This window comes from Evansella sp. AB-rgal1 (genome assembly GCF_041820985.1).
In the GTDB taxonomy this organism is placed as follows: Bacteria; Bacillota; Bacilli; order Bacillales; family Salisediminibacteriaceae; genus Evansella.
The window spans coordinates 1-19,515 of sequence record NZ_JBGUAU010000053.1; the positions used below are offsets into that span (position 1 = coordinate 1).

Annotated in this window: 19 protein-coding genes; 8 read left to right on the top strand and 11 right to left on the bottom strand. The window is 35.6% G+C overall.

Translation table 11 applies throughout. From position 1 onward, the window contains the following. Positions 1-620: 620 nt before the first annotated feature. Complete coding sequence (locus ACERII_RS24940) at positions 621-1,337, bottom strand: 3-ketoacyl-ACP reductase (RefSeq protein ID WP_373645685.1); 717 nt, start codon at positions 1,335-1,337, stop codon at positions 621-623. 190 nt (positions 1,338-1,527) lie between these two features. On the opposite strand from ACERII_RS24940, the gene ACERII_RS24945 reads away from it, so the two are divergent. Then, a complete protein-coding gene (locus ACERII_RS24945; RefSeq protein ID WP_373645686.1) occupies positions 1,528-2,694 on the top strand; it encodes a nucleotide sugar dehydrogenase in 1,167 nt (388 codons plus the stop codon). A 76-nt stretch (positions 2,695-2,770) separates the two neighbouring features. Here the strand turns inward: ACERII_RS24945 and ACERII_RS24950 are convergent, their stop codons facing one another. Beyond that, positions 2,771-3,196, bottom strand: a complete 426-nt coding sequence (locus ACERII_RS24950) for a DUF2269 family protein (protein WP_373645687.1) — start codon at positions 3,194-3,196, stop codon at positions 2,771-2,773. A 236-nt stretch (positions 3,197-3,432) separates the two neighbouring features. Between ACERII_RS24950 and ACERII_RS24955 the strand changes: the two genes are divergently transcribed. Continuing rightward, positions 3,433-3,876 carry a redoxin domain-containing protein gene (locus tag ACERII_RS24955; protein ID WP_373645708.1) on the top strand — a complete coding sequence of 148 codons (444 nt, stop codon included), beginning with the start codon at positions 3,433-3,435 and terminating at the stop codon, positions 3,874-3,876. Between the two features lie 317 nt (positions 3,877-4,193). On the opposite strand, the gene ACERII_RS24960 is transcribed toward ACERII_RS24955, so the two are convergent. The 3 genes from ACERII_RS24960 to ACERII_RS24970 form a co-directional block, all read right to left on the bottom strand. After that, on the bottom strand, positions 4,194-4,904 hold the full coding sequence (locus tag ACERII_RS24960; RefSeq protein ID WP_373645688.1) for an ABC transporter ATP-binding protein: 711 nt from the start codon (positions 4,902-4,904) through the stop codon (positions 4,194-4,196). After that, positions 4,904-6,544: an ABC transporter permease gene (locus ACERII_RS24965; protein WP_373645690.1), complete on the bottom strand. Its 1,641-nt coding sequence runs from the start codon at positions 6,542-6,544 to the stop codon at positions 4,904-4,906. Before ACERII_RS24965 ends, ACERII_RS24960 begins: the two co-directional genes overlap by 1 nt. Before the next feature lie 153 nt (positions 6,545-6,697). Then, the gene (locus tag ACERII_RS24970) at positions 6,698-7,840 is read right to left on the bottom strand and encodes a Fe(3+) ABC transporter substrate-binding protein (protein ID WP_373645691.1); all 1,143 of its coding nucleotides are present in this window, start codon (positions 7,838-7,840) and stop codon (positions 6,698-6,700) included. A gap of 323 nt (positions 7,841-8,163) precedes the next feature. Here ACERII_RS24970 and ACERII_RS24975 point away from each other — a divergent pair, with 323 nt between their 5' ends. The 3 genes from ACERII_RS24975 (at position 8,164) to ACERII_RS24985 (ending at position 10,509) form a co-directional block, all read left to right on the top strand. Beyond that, positions 8,164-8,358 (top strand): serine hydrolase, encoded by a 195-nt coding sequence (locus tag ACERII_RS24975; protein ID WP_373645692.1) that lies wholly within the window; start codon positions 8,164-8,166, stop codon positions 8,356-8,358. Positions 8,359-8,390: 32 nt separating this feature from the next. Further along, positions 8,391-9,518, top strand: coding sequence for a histidine kinase N-terminal domain-containing protein (locus ACERII_RS24980; protein WP_373645694.1), 1,128 nt, complete (start codon positions 8,391-8,393; stop codon positions 9,516-9,518). Between the two features lie 106 nt (positions 9,519-9,624). Continuing rightward, complete coding sequence (locus ACERII_RS24985; RefSeq protein ID WP_373645695.1) at positions 9,625-10,509, top strand: serine hydrolase; 885 nt, start codon at positions 9,625-9,627, stop codon at positions 10,507-10,509. Between the two features lie 687 nt (positions 10,510-11,196). On the opposite strand, the gene ACERII_RS24990 is transcribed toward ACERII_RS24985, so the two are convergent. From ACERII_RS24990 to ACERII_RS25015, 6 genes are all read right to left on the bottom strand, one after another. Continuing rightward, on the bottom strand, positions 11,197-12,282 hold the full coding sequence (locus ACERII_RS24990) for a PQQ-dependent sugar dehydrogenase (protein WP_373645696.1): 1,086 nt from the start codon (positions 12,280-12,282) through the stop codon (positions 11,197-11,199). A gap of 306 nt (positions 12,283-12,588) precedes the next feature. Further along, entirely contained in the window at positions 12,589-12,801 is a 213-nt protein-coding gene (locus ACERII_RS24995; protein ID WP_373645697.1) for a methionine aminopeptidase, read from the bottom strand. Between the two features lie 151 nt (positions 12,802-12,952). Continuing rightward, on the bottom strand, positions 12,953-13,489 hold the full coding sequence (locus ACERII_RS25000) for a DUF5412 family protein (protein ID WP_373645698.1): 537 nt from the start codon (positions 13,487-13,489) through the stop codon (positions 12,953-12,955). Positions 13,490-13,571: 82 nt separating this feature from the next. Continuing rightward, on the bottom strand, positions 13,572-15,008 hold the full coding sequence (locus ACERII_RS25005; RefSeq protein ID WP_373645700.1) for a DUF4153 domain-containing protein: 1,437 nt from the start codon (positions 15,006-15,008) through the stop codon (positions 13,572-13,574). A 206-nt stretch (positions 15,009-15,214) separates the two neighbouring features. Then, positions 15,215-15,859 carry a hypothetical protein gene (locus tag ACERII_RS25010; RefSeq protein WP_373645701.1) on the bottom strand — a complete coding sequence of 215 codons (645 nt, stop codon included), beginning with the start codon at positions 15,857-15,859 and terminating at the stop codon, positions 15,215-15,217. Further along, positions 15,846-16,187, bottom strand: coding sequence for a PadR family transcriptional regulator (locus ACERII_RS25015; protein ID WP_373645702.1), 342 nt, complete (start codon positions 16,185-16,187; stop codon positions 15,846-15,848). The genes ACERII_RS25010 and ACERII_RS25015 overlap by 14 nt, the downstream gene beginning before the upstream one ends. 341 nt (positions 16,188-16,528) lie before the next feature. Between ACERII_RS25015 and ACERII_RS25020 the strand changes: the two genes are divergently transcribed. From ACERII_RS25020 to ACERII_RS25030, 3 genes are all read left to right on the top strand, one after another. Continuing rightward, entirely contained in the window at positions 16,529-16,654 is a 126-nt protein-coding gene (locus ACERII_RS25020) for an anti-repressor SinI family protein (protein WP_373645703.1), read from the top strand. Between the two features lie 334 nt (positions 16,655-16,988). Beyond that, entirely contained in the window at positions 16,989-18,038 is a 1,050-nt protein-coding gene (locus tag ACERII_RS25025; protein WP_373645705.1) for a M42 family metallopeptidase, read from the top strand. Positions 18,039-18,253: 215 nt separating this feature from the next. Then, the gene (locus ACERII_RS25030) at positions 18,254-19,489 is read left to right on the top strand and encodes a serpin family protein (RefSeq protein WP_373645706.1); all 1,236 of its coding nucleotides are present in this window, start codon (positions 18,254-18,256) and stop codon (positions 19,487-19,489) included. The last annotated feature ends 26 nt before the right edge of the window (positions 19,490-19,515 follow it).

Consider the following 19,515-nt stretch of genomic DNA (forward strand, 5'->3'; position numbering starts at 1 on the left):
AAAACTCCCCTTATTTCACCATAACCGTGCTATATTCTACAGCTTAAGGGAAAAACCTCCCCTTATTTTAAAAGAGAAAGTATAACATTTTTGGACTTAGAAAGTTGTCTAGCTCCAGGCGTCATGACCTCGTGTCAAATAACCTGGACGATGAAAAGTAAAAAGCACTTTTTATGTCTAGCTACATCCGCTATCTGCTGTGAAAAATAACCTTCCAGTTAGAAAAGTAGAAAGCACTTTTCAACTGAAAGAACATTTTTCTTCGCAGATATGCAAGCGGATTAAGCTTTTCGTTAGTTCAGAAAATTTGCATTTCGGTCCTGAGAGGGCGCCTTGCGCTTCTCTTAAGTATACTATTCGATACAGAAATATACTTCGCTTTCCGCAGGCGTCTGGTGAGCCGCCTTGCACTTAAGCACTCTTGGGGTCTCACCCTTGCCTTTTGATCCCGCCGGAGTCTTCGTATATTTCCTCCGCTAAGATTACCTATCGTTCGTCTTTTCAATGGTACACTTTCGTTATGTCCCAGCCTCGTTTTTGCTATATAATTTTTAGTTTTCTCCTTCTAAACGGAACTACTCAGAACTTAAGCCAGACCTCTTTTTCTATATCATTTTCCTTTACGGATTCGTCGACCACAATCCTGCAGATTTTATGAACACACGTGAGTTTAATTTTAATTGAGATATGATGAATTCAGCTAAGTCTTCTGGCTGCATAACTTTTTCTGGATTTCCATCTGTTAAGTTTTGCTCTATTGCTAAATCGGTTGCGACGGTACTTGGTGTAAGAGCACTTACACGAATGTTGTGTTTACGAACCTCCATCATGAGCGACTCTGTTAAACCTAACACACCGAATTTGGAGGCACTATATGCACTTGTAACAGGTGCGCCTTTTTGACCAGCAGTGGAGGAAATGTTGATGATGTCTCCAGATTTTCTTTCGATCATATCAGGCAGTGTTGCACGGGTTACATAGTATGTACCCATTAAATTTACTTGGATTATTTTTTCCCATTCTTCAGGAGTTAAATCCAAAAAACCACCAAATTTAGCTGTTCCTGCATTGTTAATAAGGATATCTATCGGGCCTAGATCACTCTTGATTTTTTCAACAGCAGCAGTAACAGATGTTAGGTCACCTACATCTGCAGTAGCAATGGATGTTTTTACATTAAATTCCTTTAACTCTTCTGCTACTTTTTCTAAGTTGGTAGAAGTTAATCCTAATAAACCTACATGTACTCCTTCTTTTGCAAGAGCGATTGCGGTTGCTTTTCCAATTCCTCTTCCCGCACCAGTGACTAATGCAACTTTTCCTGTAATTTCTGCCATTTTTTACACCTCTTTCATATTAATTCAAATAGATTATATTCGAAGCGGAGGAACAAATCAAACAATGTGAACTGATGCACAAAGGTAGGCGGATTTATATAAAGTATTTACAGTTTCTTCATATGAACGTTACACTCAGTTGTTATGATGAATGGAAACAGCATTTTGAGACGAAATGGGGTTTTCGAAGATGAAAATAGCAGTTGCAGGTACAGGTTATGTTGGTTTGTCAAATGCCATTTTATTATCTCAGAATAATGAAGTGGTTGCCGTTGATATTATTCAGGAAAAAGTAGACATGATCAATAACAGAAGGTCTCCAATCGTTGATCAGGAGGTCGAAGAGTTTTTATCATCGGAAAAATTAAACCTTGCTGCTACCACAGATGCATCAGCTGCCTATAAGGATGCGGAGTTTGTTATTATTGCAACGCCAACGGATTATGACCCAGTAGAGAACTATTTTAATACGAAAACAGTGGAGAATGTGATTGAAACGGTTCTTGATATAAATCCGAATGCTCTAATGATTATTAAGTCCACTGTTCCAGTAGGTTTTACGAAAACTGTAAGAGAAAAGTATCACACTGAGAATATCTTATTTTCTCCAGAGTTCTTGCGCGAGGGAAAAGCGTTGTTTGATAACTTATATCCTTCCAGAATTATTGTTGGAGAAAGATCAGAACGGGCAGAAAAGTATGCTGCTATATTAATGGAGGGGGCTATTAAAAAGGATATCCCTGTTCTTTTTACTGATTCGACGGAGGCTGAGGCGGTAAAGTTGTTTTCCAATACGTATTTGGCTCTTCGTGTGGCATATTTCAATGAGCTTGATACGTATGCGGAAATGAAAGGTCTGAATACAAAGCATATTATTGAAGGGGTAGGATTAGACCCGAGAATTGGAGATCATTATAACAATCCATCCTTTGGATATGGTGGGTATTGTTTGCCTAAGGATACGAAGCAGCTTCGTGCGAATTATGAAGATGTTCCAAATAACATTATTGGAGCGATTGTTGAGGCAAATAGAACGAGGAAAGACTTCATTGCATCACAAATCGTGAAACAAGCACCAAATGTGGTTGGAATATACAGACTAACAATGAAAACGGATTCTGATAATTTTAGATCCTCGTCCGTACAAGGAATTATGAAGCGAATCAAGGCAAAAGGAATAGAAGTAGTGGTATATGAGCCTGGACTGCAAGAGGATACGTTCTTTAATTCAAGAGTCATACGAAATTTTGATGAGTTTAAAAAAATATCGGATATCATCGTATCAAACAGACTTTCTCCTGAATTAGAGGATGTAAAGGATAAGGTTTATACAAGGGATTTATATAGTAGAGATTAAAAGATACCACCGAAATTTATGTCTATAAGATAGACACCTGTAGTTTGCATGATGTGCATATACAGGTGTTTTTGAATTAGAAAGGTTTGAGAACCATAAAAATGATTAATATTACTGCTGCAGCATGGGTAATTCCGTTAAGAGGCCTCATTTGTTTTCCTATAGCAATATAAGATTCTGGTAAGTCATCCCCTTCATGGTTTTCCAAAATCTCTATTTGTTGTTTTATTCTTTTCGGCATAATTACCGCCACGATTGGTTGAATTCCAATATAAATGATAATGGAAGCAATATACCAAACTTGAGTAAATAAATATGTATTCAAAGCCCCCATGATAAGTCCAGTTACAAGAAGAGTAATGCTACTCCCCTCCAAAAACAGATATTGCGAATTTTGCTGGAGTGACAGTCTTTGAGGATTCATTAATGCAGGTAGTGCGAAGGTGGAACCAAGTTCACAAACAGCAGCAATAACGTGAATCAGTAAGATAAATATGTACAAGTCATAAAAAAACCTCCAGATATAATATATTTTATGAAAAAAGTACTAACGTTGTTTAGAGTAGGATGTTTACAACGGAACGAATCCTTCTTTCAGCAAGGTGAGGTAGGGTTTTGGAGATAGGAGCAAAATGTGAATTTCCCTCATATAAAATAGAGAAAAATAACATAAAATACATTATAGCCTTGAAACAAGGGAGGGAATAAAATTTGAACTCAAAAGTGAACGTTGGAGAAATGGCTCCCGATTTTCATTTGTCCTCTACGATAAAGGAGAAGATAGCTCTGTCTGACTATAAAGGGAAGAAGAATGTGTTAGTGGCATTTTACCCTCTTGATTTTACACCTGGTTGAATTAGGGAAATCACCTCTTGGAAAGAGGACTACAAGAAGTTTGTACAATTAGAAGCGGAAGTACTTGCCATCAGTGTAGATCATATATACGCTCACAATGTTTTTGCAGCAAGCTTAGGAACACTACCTTATCCTCTATTATCTGATTGGCATAAAACGACCTCCAAAAAATACGGCGTTTTTCATGAGGAAAATGAGACTGCGATTCGTTCCGTTTTTGTGGTAAATAAGGAAGGTATTATTACATTTATGAATACATCGTTCAAAGCTCAGGAGCAAAAGCATTATGATGAGGTTTTTCGTGAGATTCAAAAATTAAATTATTAATAATATAGGCACAAGTAAAAGTGGCTGGTACAAAAGTGTTTTCATCACGGTGAAGCCGAACGAAATGATAACTGTATATACTACTACTACTCGCTATGGTAATATACTTTGCTTTCCGCAGGCAGTAGGAGACCCCAGGAGTGCTTAATCACTCCTGGGGTCTCACCCTTGCTTTTTGATCTCGCGGGATTCTTCGTATATTTTCTCCGCTAAGGTTACACATCGTTCTGCTTCTAAGTTCTACACTTTCGTTATGTCCCAGCCGCGCTTCCAATAATAAAAAAATACAGAATGACAGCTTGAACTAGGGATGTGACTTAGGAATTAGCCCACATTAGTAAGCTCGCACAGCCCAATATTTCATCGGGTGGACCAATTCGTTGAATTCTACCATTCTCAATAAAAACAATCCGATCCGCTAATACCTTTGCATCTGCTTGGTCGTGAGTTACAAAGATAGATGTAATTCCTGTTCTTTTCAGTATAGACCGTAACTCATCTCGTATTTTCACTTGGAGATTTGCATCGAGATTACTAAACGGTTCATCGAAAACAAGTAGCGAAGGTGCAGGAGCCAACGCTCTCGCTAGAGCAACACGTTGCTGCTGACCGCCACTAAGTTCATATGGATATCGATCTTTATACTCTGTCATATTAATTAGTTCAAGCATTTCTTCTAAGCGCTGGTGCTTTTGTCTTCGAGACATTTTACGTAAACCATATTTAATATTTGTTGCCACTGTCATGTGTGGAAAGAGGGCATAATCTTGAAAAACCATGCCAACCCCGCGTTTATCTGGTGGAATGAAACTTTTATCATCCATAATCCTATTTCCATCAATAGAGATGGACCCGGATTTTGCCGTTTCAAGTCCAGCTAATAAACGAAGAATGGTGCTTTTTCCACTACCACTTTCCCCAAGTATGGTGACAATTTCTCCTTTTTCCATCGTTAAGGAAAAATCTTTAATCGTTGGCTCGGTACTGTTCTTATACTGATATTGAAGGTTTTTAATTTGAACATACATTATCCTTGTTCCCCCTTATCTAAAACTTTGTGGAAGAAAAATATACAAATGCCACTTATAAAAATGATTAGTAGAGATGCTGATGCTGCTTCGCTTATCATTTCATCGTTCGCATAGCGAAACGCCCGTGTCGCTAATGTTGAAAAATTAAAGGGCTGTAAAAGCATCGTTAACGGTAATTCTTTTAAAATATCAACAAAAACGAGAATGAATCCGCCAATAATAGCCCCCTTGATGAGTGGAATATCTACCTTGAAGAAAGTTCCAAGAGAAGATGTTCCAAGGGTTGTGGACGCTTCTGTAAACGTATTTCCTACTTTTTCAAAACCGGCTTCAATATTGTTGTAGCCTACAGCTAAAAACCGAATGATATAAGCAGAAACAAGCATGATGAGACTAGTTCTTAAAATAAATGCAGGATCAGATCCAAAGAAAGTAAAAGCGGCATACATCATATCGTCAAGTGCTAAAAAGATAGTAATTATTCCGATAGCGATGATAGCACCTGGTATGGAGTAACCCAGAATAGTAATCCTTGATATTATTTTTGAAAAAAAAGTTTGATGAATTCTTGTATAGTTAGCAATAATCAATGCGATGATAACGATTAATATTGCAGCAATTGCTGCTACGGTGAACGAATTTTTAACTAGTATTAGGAAATCCCAATTTAGGATTTTTTCATAAGTCATTACTGCCCATTGAAGTAATTGTAAGAATGGGATGAGAAAAGCAAAACCAAAAATAAGAAAGCAGTAACTAAATGCGAACCAAGCTTTTTTACCTTTTAGTTGTTTTGCTTGGATTGGTCGAACCTTTGTAGTGGAATAACTGAATCGTTTTCTACCACGAATGATTTTTTCTAATAGTAGAATGATAATGACCACGATCATCAGTGTTCCTGCAAGCTTAAAAGCTGCTTCAATGTCACTCATTGCAAACCATGTCTGAAAAATAGCTGTAATAAATGTTTGGATACCAAAGTACTTTACAACACCATAATCGTTGATAATCTCAAGCATTACAATGGTGACGCTACCGATAATTGCTGCTCGAGAAATTGGTAAGATGACTCTAAAAAATACTTCCCACGAGTTCCCGCCTAATAAACGTGCATTTTCTACGAGGGAGGCAGACTGATTTTCAAAAAAACTTTTTGTCATGACGTATACATATGGATACAAAAACAAAGTAAAGATAAAGATGGTTCCTTCAATAGACATGATGTTTACGTATTTTTGATCTATAAATATATCAAAGGAGTTTCGTAAGGTAGCTTGAATAATGCCAGTATAATTTACGATTCCATGATAGGTGTATGCCCCAATAAAAGGAGGGATAGCTAGGGGGAGAATAAGCCCCCATTTGAAAAAGTTTCTGAGTGGAAACTTATAGACTGTAATAATCCAAGCTAAACTCGTTCCAATGAGAGTGGTTGCAATTCCGGTAAAAATTAAAATAAGTACTGTATTGGAAATAATGTCTAACAGTAAGTACTCCTTAATATGCTCCCAGTTATCATTAGCTGGTGCGAAAAAGTTTACACCAATTACTAGATTCGGAAGTAAGATGACAATTATCAAAAAAAAGCTTAAAATAGCCCATACATTTATCTGTTGATTCCGTCGTTGAAGCTTCACTGCTGACACATCCTTCAAAGCACGTCGAGTTGCTACGTTTTAATTCATCTTTCATTATAACGTAAAACTACTCGAAATTGAATATCATTATCAATTATAAACTAATATAGTATAAGCCACGCTGCAATATTAGCAGCGCGGCTCAAGGGGGTATTATTTCCAACCAACTTCGTTAAATATTTGAATTGCTCTTGGGTTATTTGTTCCAAGAATTGTTAAGTCAATATCCTGTTCTTTAAATTCACCCCAAGCTGCAATCGTTTCGGAAATGTCAGCATCTTGGTTTACTGGATATTCATTATTCGCTTCTGCAAAAACCTCTTGTGCTTCTATATTAGATAAAAACTCAATGAATTTAACTGCATTATCTAAGTTTTTCGCATGTTTTACTACTGCTGCACCACTAATATTGATGTGTGTACCATTTGTATCTTGATTCGGGAAGAAGATTCCTACCTGCTCAGCAACCTTTACATCCTCAGGATCTTCCGAATTTAGTAATCTACCAACATAGTATGTGTTTGCAATAGCTACATCACCTTCACCTGCAACAACAGCTTTTACTTGGTCTGTGTCTCCACCTTGTGGATCTCTTGCCATATTAGCAGCAATTCCAGCAGCCCACTCTTTTGCAGCTTCTTCTCCATTTAGTTCAAGGAAAGAGGCTAAAATGGATTGGTTATAAATATTTTCCGAAGAACGAATGAGAACTCTTCCTTCCCATTCAGGTTCAGTAAGTGCTTCATAAGTTGATAGCTCTGATGGGTCTACACGGTCTAATGAATAAACAATAACACGTGCTCTTTTTGTTAGACCAAACCAATGATTGTCCTCATCACGTAATTTATCAGGGATATTGTTGAAAAGAACATCACTCTCAATTGCTTGTGTTAATTCTCTTTCTTTTAATCTAGCAAGATTACCAGCATCTGCTGTAATAAATACATCAGCTTCTGTAGCAGCTCCTTCACGGTCTAGGCGTTCCATTAGCTCATCGCCTTTTCCTTCTACCACATTTACTTTAATACCAGTTTCTTCAGTAAACTTAGCATACAGCTGTTCATCAACATCATAATGACGGCTTGTGTAAAGATTAACTTCTCCGTTTTCTTCTGTTTCGGTTGCTGTATTATTGCTTGAATCATTTTGTTCCTCTTCATTACTATTATTATCTTGTTGTTCCTCTGTATTGTTATTGTTGTCTTGTTGTGCTTCTGTATCATTTTCACCACAACCTGTAACAAGTAAAAGTAATGATACTAGTACTGCAAAAAATAAAAGTTTTAATTTCTTCATGATGTAATTAGCCTCCTATATTATGTATTAGTTGGCGGTAATGATAATCATTATCAACCGCTTCTACAAATCTTATAGTAATGTAAATGATAATCATTGTCAATTATATTTTGTAATGATTTTTAATATTTTTTAAAAGTAAGTTGAAAATGTTGGTCTTACATTTTTCGATATATAGTTAAAACATTAAAAGGGATATATTCCTATAGTGTTGAAATAGTTAAAAAGACAGAATACGATGTGGTATTATAAAGTGAGTGTAGTAGAAAAACTTCAGAAAATAGTAGAGAAGGCTTGTGGAAGCTTTGAAATAGAAATAAGAAGTGGACGCAGGAAATATTCGAGTAGATGAGCGTGTGCAATTTGAGCCTAACGACATGGTACCAGGTTCAGGGGGAATGAAGGATTTAAATTTAGGTACCATGATAAGTAAAGATTTGGCTACATGGATGGTCATCATCAGCGACAATACCAAAACGGAACGAAATCAAGATACTATGGAAGTGAGAATTATCTGAATAGTACAATTTATTTCTGGGGAGGTACCATTTTGAAAACATTTTCTTCTAATACGAAGGGAACTTTTAGTGACGTTATTGAATACTTTCATAATAAGCAAACAGAATTGCTAGATTTGTGGGAACAAAACATATTAATAGATGACAATACTAGTAATCGAAAACAAGTAAGAGAAAATGCTTATCAGATGTATACATTAGTAATGAGAGCACTATCATCATCGATTTCGGAAGTAGATGTAAAGAATTTGGCATATAAGGTAGCAGAGGAACGAATCAAAGCCAATATTAATATTGGTGAATTTGTCTACAATGTAAACTCGGGTAATAGTTTAATTATCAATCATCTCATTCAAGCAAAAAGTTTTTCGAATCAATTGCAAGAAATCATAGAAATAGTTAACGAGTTATTTGATCAGTTCACATACTATGCTGTTTCTAAATATACGGATTTAAAGGATAAGGAACTAGCGGAGAAAAATAATTTTATACAACAATCTCACAAAGATCGTTTAACCATATTAGGACAGATGTCATCGAGCTTTGTTCATGAGTTTAGAAACCCATTAACTGCTATTATTGGATTTAACAAATTGTTAAGAGAAGAATATCCAGAGCAAAGATATCTTCGTATCATTGAAGGTGAGTTGCAACAATTGGACTTTCAAATTACTCAGTTTTTACATACATCAAAATTAAATGTGATAGAGAACAAAATGGAAGAAGTGAAAGTAAAAGAAATGTTAACTGATATATTGACATTTTTATACCCGAGCATAGTAGATGGGGATGTTAATGTAAAAACGAAATATGAAACGGAACCTAGCATTCTAACAAATAAAGAAGAGTTAAGACAAGTTTTTCTAAACATATTGTTTAATTCCATTGATGCCCTAATACTTCGAGGGAAAAATAAACAATTAGAAATTCGTTGCTCATCAAATGAAGAATATCTTAGGATCATCATTTCAAATAATGGTCCTGCTATTCCAAAAGAAATACAATCTACAATATTTGAACCTTTTTACACGACGAAGAAACTCGGAACTGGAATAGGTTTATTTGTGTGTAAAAAAATCGTAGAGAAATATGAAGGGGAGATATTGTGTGAGTCGAACCAACATCTTACATCATTTACTGTGAAATTACCTTTATCATAGAAAGTCGAGGAAATGTTACTTGGAGTACCCTTGTTTTGATTTTGACAAGGAAATAAGAATATTATGTTGAAGTAATATAATAGAAACTAATTGAGGTGATAGGAGAATGGGAATTATAGAAAAATTGCAAAAGATAGTGGATGAAGCTCCAGGAAAGTTTGGAGTAGCAATAAAGCATGTGGAAAAGGGAGAAGGGCTACATATAAATAGTGAGGCTAAGTTTGAATTGGCAAGTGTAGTGAAAATACCAATATTAGTTGCTTTGTATAAAGAAGTGGCTGCAGGAAACATACGAATAGATGAGCGTGTACAATTTGAACATCACGACATGGTACCAGGTTCAGGAGTAATAAAAGATTTAGATTTAGGATTGGCAATGACAATAAAAGATCTGGCAACATTAATGATTATTATTAGCGACAATACCGCAACAGACAAATTACTTTCCATTCTTGGAAAAGAAAAAGTGAATGAGCACATGTTAGCCCTTGGTTTTGAAAACTTATGTGTTCATGAGACCATTTGGGAGTTGCTTGCCCTCCGAGTTGCAGTGGATCCAGAGCCGTTTTCACAACAAAAATTTGATGAGATTACAGAGCTCTTAACAATTGGTGTTGACGAATCCCTCGTACCGTCAGAGGACTTTGCATCCAATAATATAGCCAGAGCTCAAGATTTAAATCTTTTGTTGGAAAAAATTGTGTTGTCTGATGGAATGGAAGAGGAAACGTCAAAACAAATCCTTGAAATACTTTCAAGACAACAATCAACAAGACGATTACCAAATAAGTTGCCACGAGGAACAAAAACTGCAAATAAAACAGGTACAATCGCTGGTTCCATCAACGATTCAGGAATTATTTATTTGCCAGACAACAAAGGGACGGTATTAATATCCGTATTATCCTGTGGCAATCCAACGGTGGAAGCGGGAGAAGAGGTTATCTCTACCCTTGCAAGTGCAGTATATGATTATTTTGTGGAAAAATAGAAATAGTTTCAGCTTCTTAATTCAGGAATAAGCAATCCATAGATTTCACCCATATAGGCACGTTATTTTTCTAAAGGTGCAATTATTAGTTGTTGTGGGATAGGATTTGTTCATGATTTGCCTAAATATCAAATCTATTAAATTATTCTCATGATTTTCCTCGCTTTATCACATGCATATAGAAACTGGGGAGAGAAAGTGGGATTAGCTTATTTCTTTCTTATTGGAGTAGTTATCAATTTCAATCTATTTACGTTAATGTTATATAATACTTCAAAAAAACGGAGAAGCAAATAGCTAAATAGCTAAATAGCTTTTGTGTAAGGGATACGTATATTGAAGAGAGGCTGGAACATAACAAAAGTGTAGCACTGAAAAGACGAACGATAGGTAATCTTAGCGAAGGAAATATACGAAGACTCCGGCGGGATCAAAAGGCAAGGGTGAGAGCCCAAGAGTGCTTAAGCACTCGGCGGCTCACCAGCCTCCCTCGGAAAGTGAAGTATATTTCTGTAGTGAATAGTATACCAAGTATCATTTCGTTCGGATTTCTCTTTGGTCAAAACACTTTTGTTCCACACTGTTTTTGTTGAGCTTTCACTCCGGTATATCTTGAACAATAGTTGTTTTATCAATGGTTTGATTTTTTTAAACGATCGTTTAATTTTCAGATAATTACTGTATAACCTACTCAAGCGTTATTTTTACCAATAAATCATCTGTTTCAGATGGGTTTCCTCGGCCATCCGTATTATTTGTAATAAAATATAAATCTCCATCATGAACTACCGCGTCGCGGATTCTACCTAATCCAGTCAAAAATACGTCTAAAGACTCTTCTTGTTCATTTAGAACATATAAACTAGATCCCCTTAGTCCTGTAACAAAAAGCCGATTGTTCCAAACCGTAATACCAGAAGGTGCCCACGTATCTTGATCAGAATGGACCAGTGGTGACTCCATTCCTTTTTCTCTATCCGAACCACTAACTACTGGCCACCCATAATTCATACCAGCTTCAATGATATTAATCTCATCTCTAGCAGAAGGGCCGTGTTCGGAGCTATAAAGAATACCATTTTCATTCCAAGCTAGACCCTGAGGATTTCGATGACCGTAAGAAAAAACATAGGAGTCTTCGAAAGGATTGTCATCTGGTATTTCTCCATCCAATGTCATGCGCAAAATACTGCCAGCAAGATTCGAATTGTCTTGAGATAAATCAGGAATATTCGCATCCCCAGTTGTTACATAAAGATGATCATCAGGCCCAATAGCTAACCTACCACCATTATGAATTCTATCTCCAGGAATTTTATCTAGTAAAACATTTGTCTCAATCCATTCATCTCCGTCTTGAGCGGCTTTCACTACCTTATTGTATAACGTACCACCCTCTTCGTACGTGTAGTAAAGGAACAGTTCTCGACTTTCGGAAAAATCATGTGACAAAGCTAACCCGAGTAGTCCACCTTCTCCCTCGTGGGAAATAGGATCAGAAGTGACGACCTCACTTTCTGTACGTTCGTGTTGATTCAATACAACGATTCTTCCTTCTCTCTCGGTTAAAACAATTTCCTCATCTGATATCGCGATGCTCCAAGGTATTTGTAAATTAGTCGCTAAAACCTCTATTTCACTAACTTGAAAATCCCCAAATGAGTGATAATCGATCTCATCAAAGATGCCATCATTCAAGTTTTGATCGTTCTCTATTAAATTACTACAAGCACTACAGACAATAAGCAACAATATAATCAATCTAAATTTCATTGAACACACTCCTTTTTGAAAAATAGAACATTACTATTCTATTACCGTATCATACTTTTGCGGGAAATGTTGTTGAGGTAGTGATGATCTAAAAAGCTCATACTGTGATAGATCTAGTATTGGGGTTTTACTAAGCTATTCAGGTGGGATCTTCCTTTTTCTAAAAAGGAAGCAAAACAAAGAAAATCAAAATAGAAAGGCGAGAAGTGATAATTTGCCAAACTCATTTTTGGGTCCAAAACAATTATCAAAATCGCACAAAAAAAGATGCCTATTTCTACATCATATTGTAGATTAGGCATCTCCTTATTGATTATTCAGTTCAGACCAATCATCATATTGACCACTGCCTTTACACCCTTTACACGTGCGATCCGATACGACATAGAAAAAGGTGTTGGAAACCATGTGATGACCATGCCCATGACAGTCTGGACAATGACTCTTCACTTTCATTTCATCCACACGCTTATTGTATTGCTCTTTGTTCCATTCTGAAAGTATATTTAATAATCCCATCTCTTTCTCACCTCCATTTTCTTAGTTTCTGGAAAATAGAGGATTTTATTCATTAATTATACTTGTGTTTTTACAAATGTACTGGAATCTTTCAACATGGAGTGGTAACCAGACAAACTAGTTATTAGATTGCACAAATAATCTACTATCATTAGTATCCATACGTTTCTCCCTCATCCAAATTCAATTTATGCCCATTTATGGTCACTACACTATTACTATCCCATTCAATAACTACATTTTCTTTTTCTATCTCGTAATAAATCCTTTTCTTAAACCAAAGTGGACCGTCTAGTTCTCCTCTAATTCCAAATGAACCCGTTGCCCCTGTATCCCACTGGTAAAAGTGGATTGTATAATTTTTGTCAGGGGAACGTGTTGTTTCGATGTGCTCATTAACTCCCATGAAGGAAAAAAAGAGTGACGCTACAATGGTCAAGAAAAGCACGATAGATGTTATTGATGAAACCGTTAATGTTACCCAACTTCTTATCTTAGATAGCCGGTTCCGCTTATCTTTGAAACCAATAATTCCAAAGACGAAGGCTAAGAAACTTATGAAAAGTAACACATAATTAGGTGGTGCAAGTAACCATATATTCTCCAAATTTGAAAAAAATGAATATGCAACGAATCCTAGGCAAAAAAAGCTTAAATAAAATGAGAATAAATTGTATTTTCTTTCCATGTCATAATCCTCCTGATATATTTCTTCTTTCTTGTAAAAACTCCATTTGTAATGATGAACACCCAAAAAAATCTGTAACAGACTACTTAGTGAAGGTATTTTTTAATGCCCGTTTTGCGTTTTCACGAGAAAGGTTGAACGATTGCCAACGATCATCCGCTAAATTTGCTTGTTTTTCCTCAAGTACTCTTTCTAGTTCCTTGTTTTCAGGCTCGGAGTCGTATAGTTCCACTAAAGCTGGAACTGCAGAATAGGATAAGGAACCTAAATACTCTATATCAATTTTCCCTGTTGCTTCGTACCGCTCAATATTTTTCTCGACAATAATACTATCAATATTAATTACGTTGAGACCAAGATAAAATAGTAATGTGAAAAGGATATAAAACCTTGCTAAGGAAAGTCGATAAGCCCAAACTTTTACAAGAGTAAAAGCAAAAATAACGATTAAGTAGACCATAAATGCATGCGCGAATATTCGTTGGTACGTGTAGCCAAATGCTTGTTCATACATCATTAATCGCATAAATGCTGAAGTTAACATGATACTGCTGAACAAAATTAATAGTGTAAGCTGTATTTTTACGAATGATGCTGGCCCTTTTTTGGAAAAACGAAGTGTAGTTGCTAATGTAACATAGTTAATGATCGTAACCGTCATCAATTCAAAGAAACCGCGTCTAGCATATTCAGCATACGTTAAGGTACCTGTAGAACCACCACTGAAAAAGTATTGAAATTGGACAATGGTAAATAACAAGTAAATGAGGTTAAGTGTTATAAGTACAGTTGATACCACTACTGTATCCCAATTTTTTTTCTCTTCGTTGATTCGTTCATATTCCATAATGACTGTTCGTTTTCCTATTACTTTAAAGAAACAGAAGAACACAAAAAATAGTAGTAGAATTCTTATCAAATCCCAGAAAAAGGATGTATTCATCTGCAGAAGTAACTCAGGGATAGAGAGCAATAAATTTGCAAATTGCGCATCAGCTAAAAAAAGCAGATTAATGACAATAAAGAGAAGGGGAGCTGCAAAAATGAGCCCTATCCCGATTTTTTTTGCGTTACCATAGGTGGAATCCCCCACATTTCTGCGAAGTTTTTTCGTAGTAACAGTCATTATTGTGTTACTAGCAGAAAAAAACTTTTTTGTTTTGCTTTTCATATAAAGATAAAACGTAGGTTTATGCCAATGTAAGTCAATGGGGCTAGTTAGTAAGTTTGTATGAACATAAACGAGAAGCGGGAGTAGTGCATAATTGATAATGTTAAAAACGGGATTAGAAAAGATAAAATACATCAAAGCCAGTGCCATTATGGAGAAAAAGATTAAGCCACTTATCCTCTTTTGACTAAAAGGATAGCTTTTGTGTTGATAAAAAAATACAGAATAAAAGAATACAAGCAGAATGCTATAGGAGATCCCTATAGGTCCATAAAAGAGAGTGAGGTTTGCTACTACAGCAAGTAACATACAAATGATGAAATAAAAAATATGTTTATTCAATTTCAATGAAAATCTTCCTTTCTTTTTATGAATATATACATAGTAATTCTATATAGTTAAGTAAAAATTTTTGATCTAAACTGTTATTCAACAAACAGACTCTTTAACAAATTGATTCTCATATGATCAAGAATTGAAAAAGCTAATGTTCAAGTGATCTCACCTCCTAATCTCTATATACATAGTATATCTATGTATAGAATCAAAAAAAACTATACAGAATGAATAATTCCCCAACGATATCCTGCATAGCTAATGGGATACAAAATAATCGTGCATAAAATACATGCAACAATAAACGGCTGTGTTAATAATGGGTCAAACCAGCCTAAAGGTATAATCCGGAAAACAACAAGGCCCATCAAAAGCAGATTAGGTACTAAGGTTATATAAAATGTTTTATACAATAGGTTTTTTCCGCTAAATCCAAATTCTTTCCCAATTTCGTATCCTAATAGGCCCCAAAACAGCATATATAATATCATGATAAGAGAAGGGAAACTTGTTAAGAAAGTCCAAACTTGATTTGCGAATGGAAAAGACACTAAATGATAAATTGCAGTTAAGGTTATTCCAAAAATAAAAAAGAGAAGATTAACAGAAATAAAAGTCCACTGTGTTTTCTTAGGTGTTATTTGAAGCTCTTCCATATACAGTGATGCGAGTTCACTAGGAGTTCCAACTCGTTCGATTAGCTCAGCCATTGCTTCTTCTTCCTTCTTATTTGTTGATGAAGTTATGTCTTCTAACAGTTCCGTTAAATGTAAATTTATTTCTTGTAAAAGTTCTGCAGAATTTGCACTATTATTTAGTTCTTTTTTTAGTATGTTTAAATATGCTGATTTAGACGGAATCATATCCATTTCTCCCAATGACTTTTTCGATTGCAGAAACAAAACTTTTCCATTCTTTTGTTTTTTGTCTGAGTATCTCCTGACCATTCTCTGTTATACGATAATATTTTCTAGAAGGTCCTTTTTGTTGATCCAACCAGTATGCTTCAATTACTTCTTGCTTTTCCAGTTTATGAAGAGCAGGGTAGAGTGTACCTTCCTTTACCTGAAAGGCTTTATCGCTACGTTTTTCCATTTCCTTTACAATTTCGTAGCCATACATGTCCTTCTCTGCAAGTAACTGTAGTAATAGAAGAGAGGTGCTTCCTTTTACTAATTCACGATTAAACATTCATTTATCACCTACCTAGAATTAAAAGGTATCTTTGCTACTTATTATACTCACAAATTGGAAAAATACAACAACGTATTTGAAAAAAATTGTGATACAAGCATTTAATTATATCCCATAAAAAGGTACACTTTCGTTCTTGATAGTGAACGACACTATTGTAAGAATCTAATCATTTTTTCATTTGAAAGTAGTAATTTGTTGATATTTGTTGAGTTTTGTTGAAAGAATTTAAAAAATTAAGTATTTACTTGTAGTGATTTTAGGTGTAGGATAATAGTTAGTTAGTTCTTTATACAGAACGGAAGCGGCATATATAGTTGAAAGGGGAATTGTTGGGAATGGAAAGAGTATCGGTGGAGGAAGGATTAGATAATGAATGGTTTCATCTGATTCAAGAAGCACGGCAAATGGGTCTATCTGTAGAAGAGATTCAAGCTTTTTTATCAGATAAAGAGTTGGAATAATCAGATAATTATTACTGGCTAGAGTAATTATCTAACACATAATAACTGGACGAAAGGTTAATTCATTGGTGTTCCAATTGAATTAATCTTTTTTTTGGTTAGATTTCCATGCAGATGATAATTTACACCATGGTCGATGAAAATACGGTGGTTCGGCAACTCCCATCAGGAAAGGACTGGAATGGAGCGAATGGAATAAAAGCCAGCAAAGTTAGTATTACTAGATAGCCTGACACGCGTATTTTCAGGTTAGACCTCTGCATGAAATGTACCTCATATTCTAACTTTGTTATAATAGAAGAAACCAACTATTTCGAGAGGGGAAATATTTCTAATGACATATCCGAATTCAGAAGAAACAATCAAAGTGATAAAAGACTTAGTGTCCATTCCTAGTCCATCGGGAAACACAAATGAAGTGATTACTTGGGTGGAAAACTTCCTAGCAGACCTGAATGTAGAAACAAAGCGTAACCGAAAAGGCGGATTAATAGCAACCATCCCTGGCAAGGATAACGATAATCATAGAATGTTAACAGCACATGTAGATACATTAGGTGCGATCGTGAAGGAAATCAAGCCAAGTGGAAGATTGAAGCTAGACTTAATTGGTGGATTTCGCTACAACTCTATTGAAGGGGAATATTGTCAGATTGAGACGTCTTCGGGCAAGATTTTTACAGGTACGATATTAATGCATCAAACATCTGTTCATGTGTATCAAGATGCAGGTAAAGCGGAACGAAATCAAGATAATATGGAAGTACGAATTGATGAAAAAGTACATACAGCCGATCAAGTTCGTGAGCTTGGGATTGAAGTAGGAGACTTTGTTTCGTTTGATCCGAGAGTGCAGGTATTGCCGAATGGCTATATTAAATCACGTCATCTAGACGACAAAGCTAGTGTAGGGATACTTCTTCAATTAATAAAGCAAGTTGCTACTGATAAAATAGAACTTCCTTACACAACTCATTTTCTAATCTCCAATAATGAGGAAATAGGCTATGGAGGAAATTCAAACATCACTCCTGAAACAGTGGAATACCTAGCAGTGGATATGGGTGCAATGGGAGATGGTCAATCGACAGACGAATATACTGTGTCGATTTGTGTGAAAGATGCAAGCGGACCTTACCATTATGCTTTTCGGAAAAATTTAGTGGAGTTGGCGAAAACAAATGAGATAGGCTATAAGCTTGATATCTATCCGTATTACGGATCAGATGCATCGGCAGCAATTCGATCAGGTCATGATATTGTTCACGGCCTAATCGGACCAGGAATAGACTCCTCGCATGCATTTGAACGAACACATATCTCTTCTATTGAAAATACAACGAAACTAATCTACCATTACTTATTGTCTGAGATGGTGGAATAGACGAAACACAAAACCAAGATCGCACATATATTTGTGCAATCTCGGTTTTTTCTATATTCAACACTTTTTTTGTTAAATTATGTGTACCTCTATGAAATTCGAGTAATTGGAAGCAGAAATCAAGTAATTACAACTAGTGAAATTACAAAAGGATGAAACACAAAAAGAAAAAGTGGCGTCCTATAGTTAAATGATTAGATTTGAGGTGACCGAAGATGAAATATATAAAACGAGGACTCTTATCACTAGTCTTGTTATTATCTGCGTGTGGAGTAGAAGATGAGAACGGAGATCAAGTAAATGGGGATGGGTTTACTAAGGACTTTAGCGTTGATCATATTGATACGGATGTTAGTTCAAAGCAACAGCAATTTGGGTTTGATTTGATGGAAGAGATTCAAAGTGATTTAAGGAATGACGAAAATATGTTTATTTCACCTCTTAGTATATCGATTGCATTTGCTATGGTGATGAATGGTGCGAGTGAGGAAACGAAAGAGGAAATGCTTAAAGTGTTCTATCTCGATGAATTAAATGATGAGGAGCGAAATAACTATTTTCATCAACTCATTTTATACTTGGAAAACTTCCAAGAGGATATAGAAGTTGCCATTGCTAACTCTATCTGGAGTGATGAGGAATTTGAACCGAAAGAGGAGTTTATACAAATCAGTCAGGATTGGCTTTTTTCTGAATATATACGTCAAGTGTTACGAACCGAGGAAACGGTGGAGGACATTAATTCCTGGGTAGAGGAAAACACGAATGGGTTAATTGAGGAGATCTTTGAATCTGTGGATGATATGGATCCAGATGTTGTGATGTACTTAATAAATGCTATCTACTTTAAAGGAGATTGGGAGTTGGAATTTGATGCTACCAAAACATTTACCAATACATTTTATAATCTAGATGGCAGTGAAAGTATGGTAGATTACATGAATGACATGGAAGAGTTTTATTATCAGGAAACGGATGATTATCAAGCGGTAAAGTTACCGTACAAAGGGGAAACATCGCATATGGTGATTGTTCTTCCAACAGACATACAAGATTTTCAAATGAGTGAAGATGTGTGGAATGACATTTCTAGCTCCTTTGTTAAAGAGGAAATTCAATTGCAAATGCCTAAATTCACACTTCAATATAATGTAGAGCTTTCTAAGTATTTACAAAATTTAGGGGTAGAAAGTGCGTTTGTTGAGACGAAATCTAATTTTTCCAATATCACTGATGATCCAAGGTTTAAAATTAGTCGTGTTCTTCATGATACTTTTTTAGAAGTTGATGAAAAGGGAACGGAAGCGGCAGCGGTAACCACGGTGGAAGCTGTAGTGGAATCAGCACCAATGATTCCGTTTATGACGATAAATCAACCTTTTTATCTATTTATTTATGAAGAGATAGCCGATGTTATTTTATTTTCTGGTAGGATAAATTATCTTGAGTAAAGAAAAAGGTGGGCAGTACCGAGGTA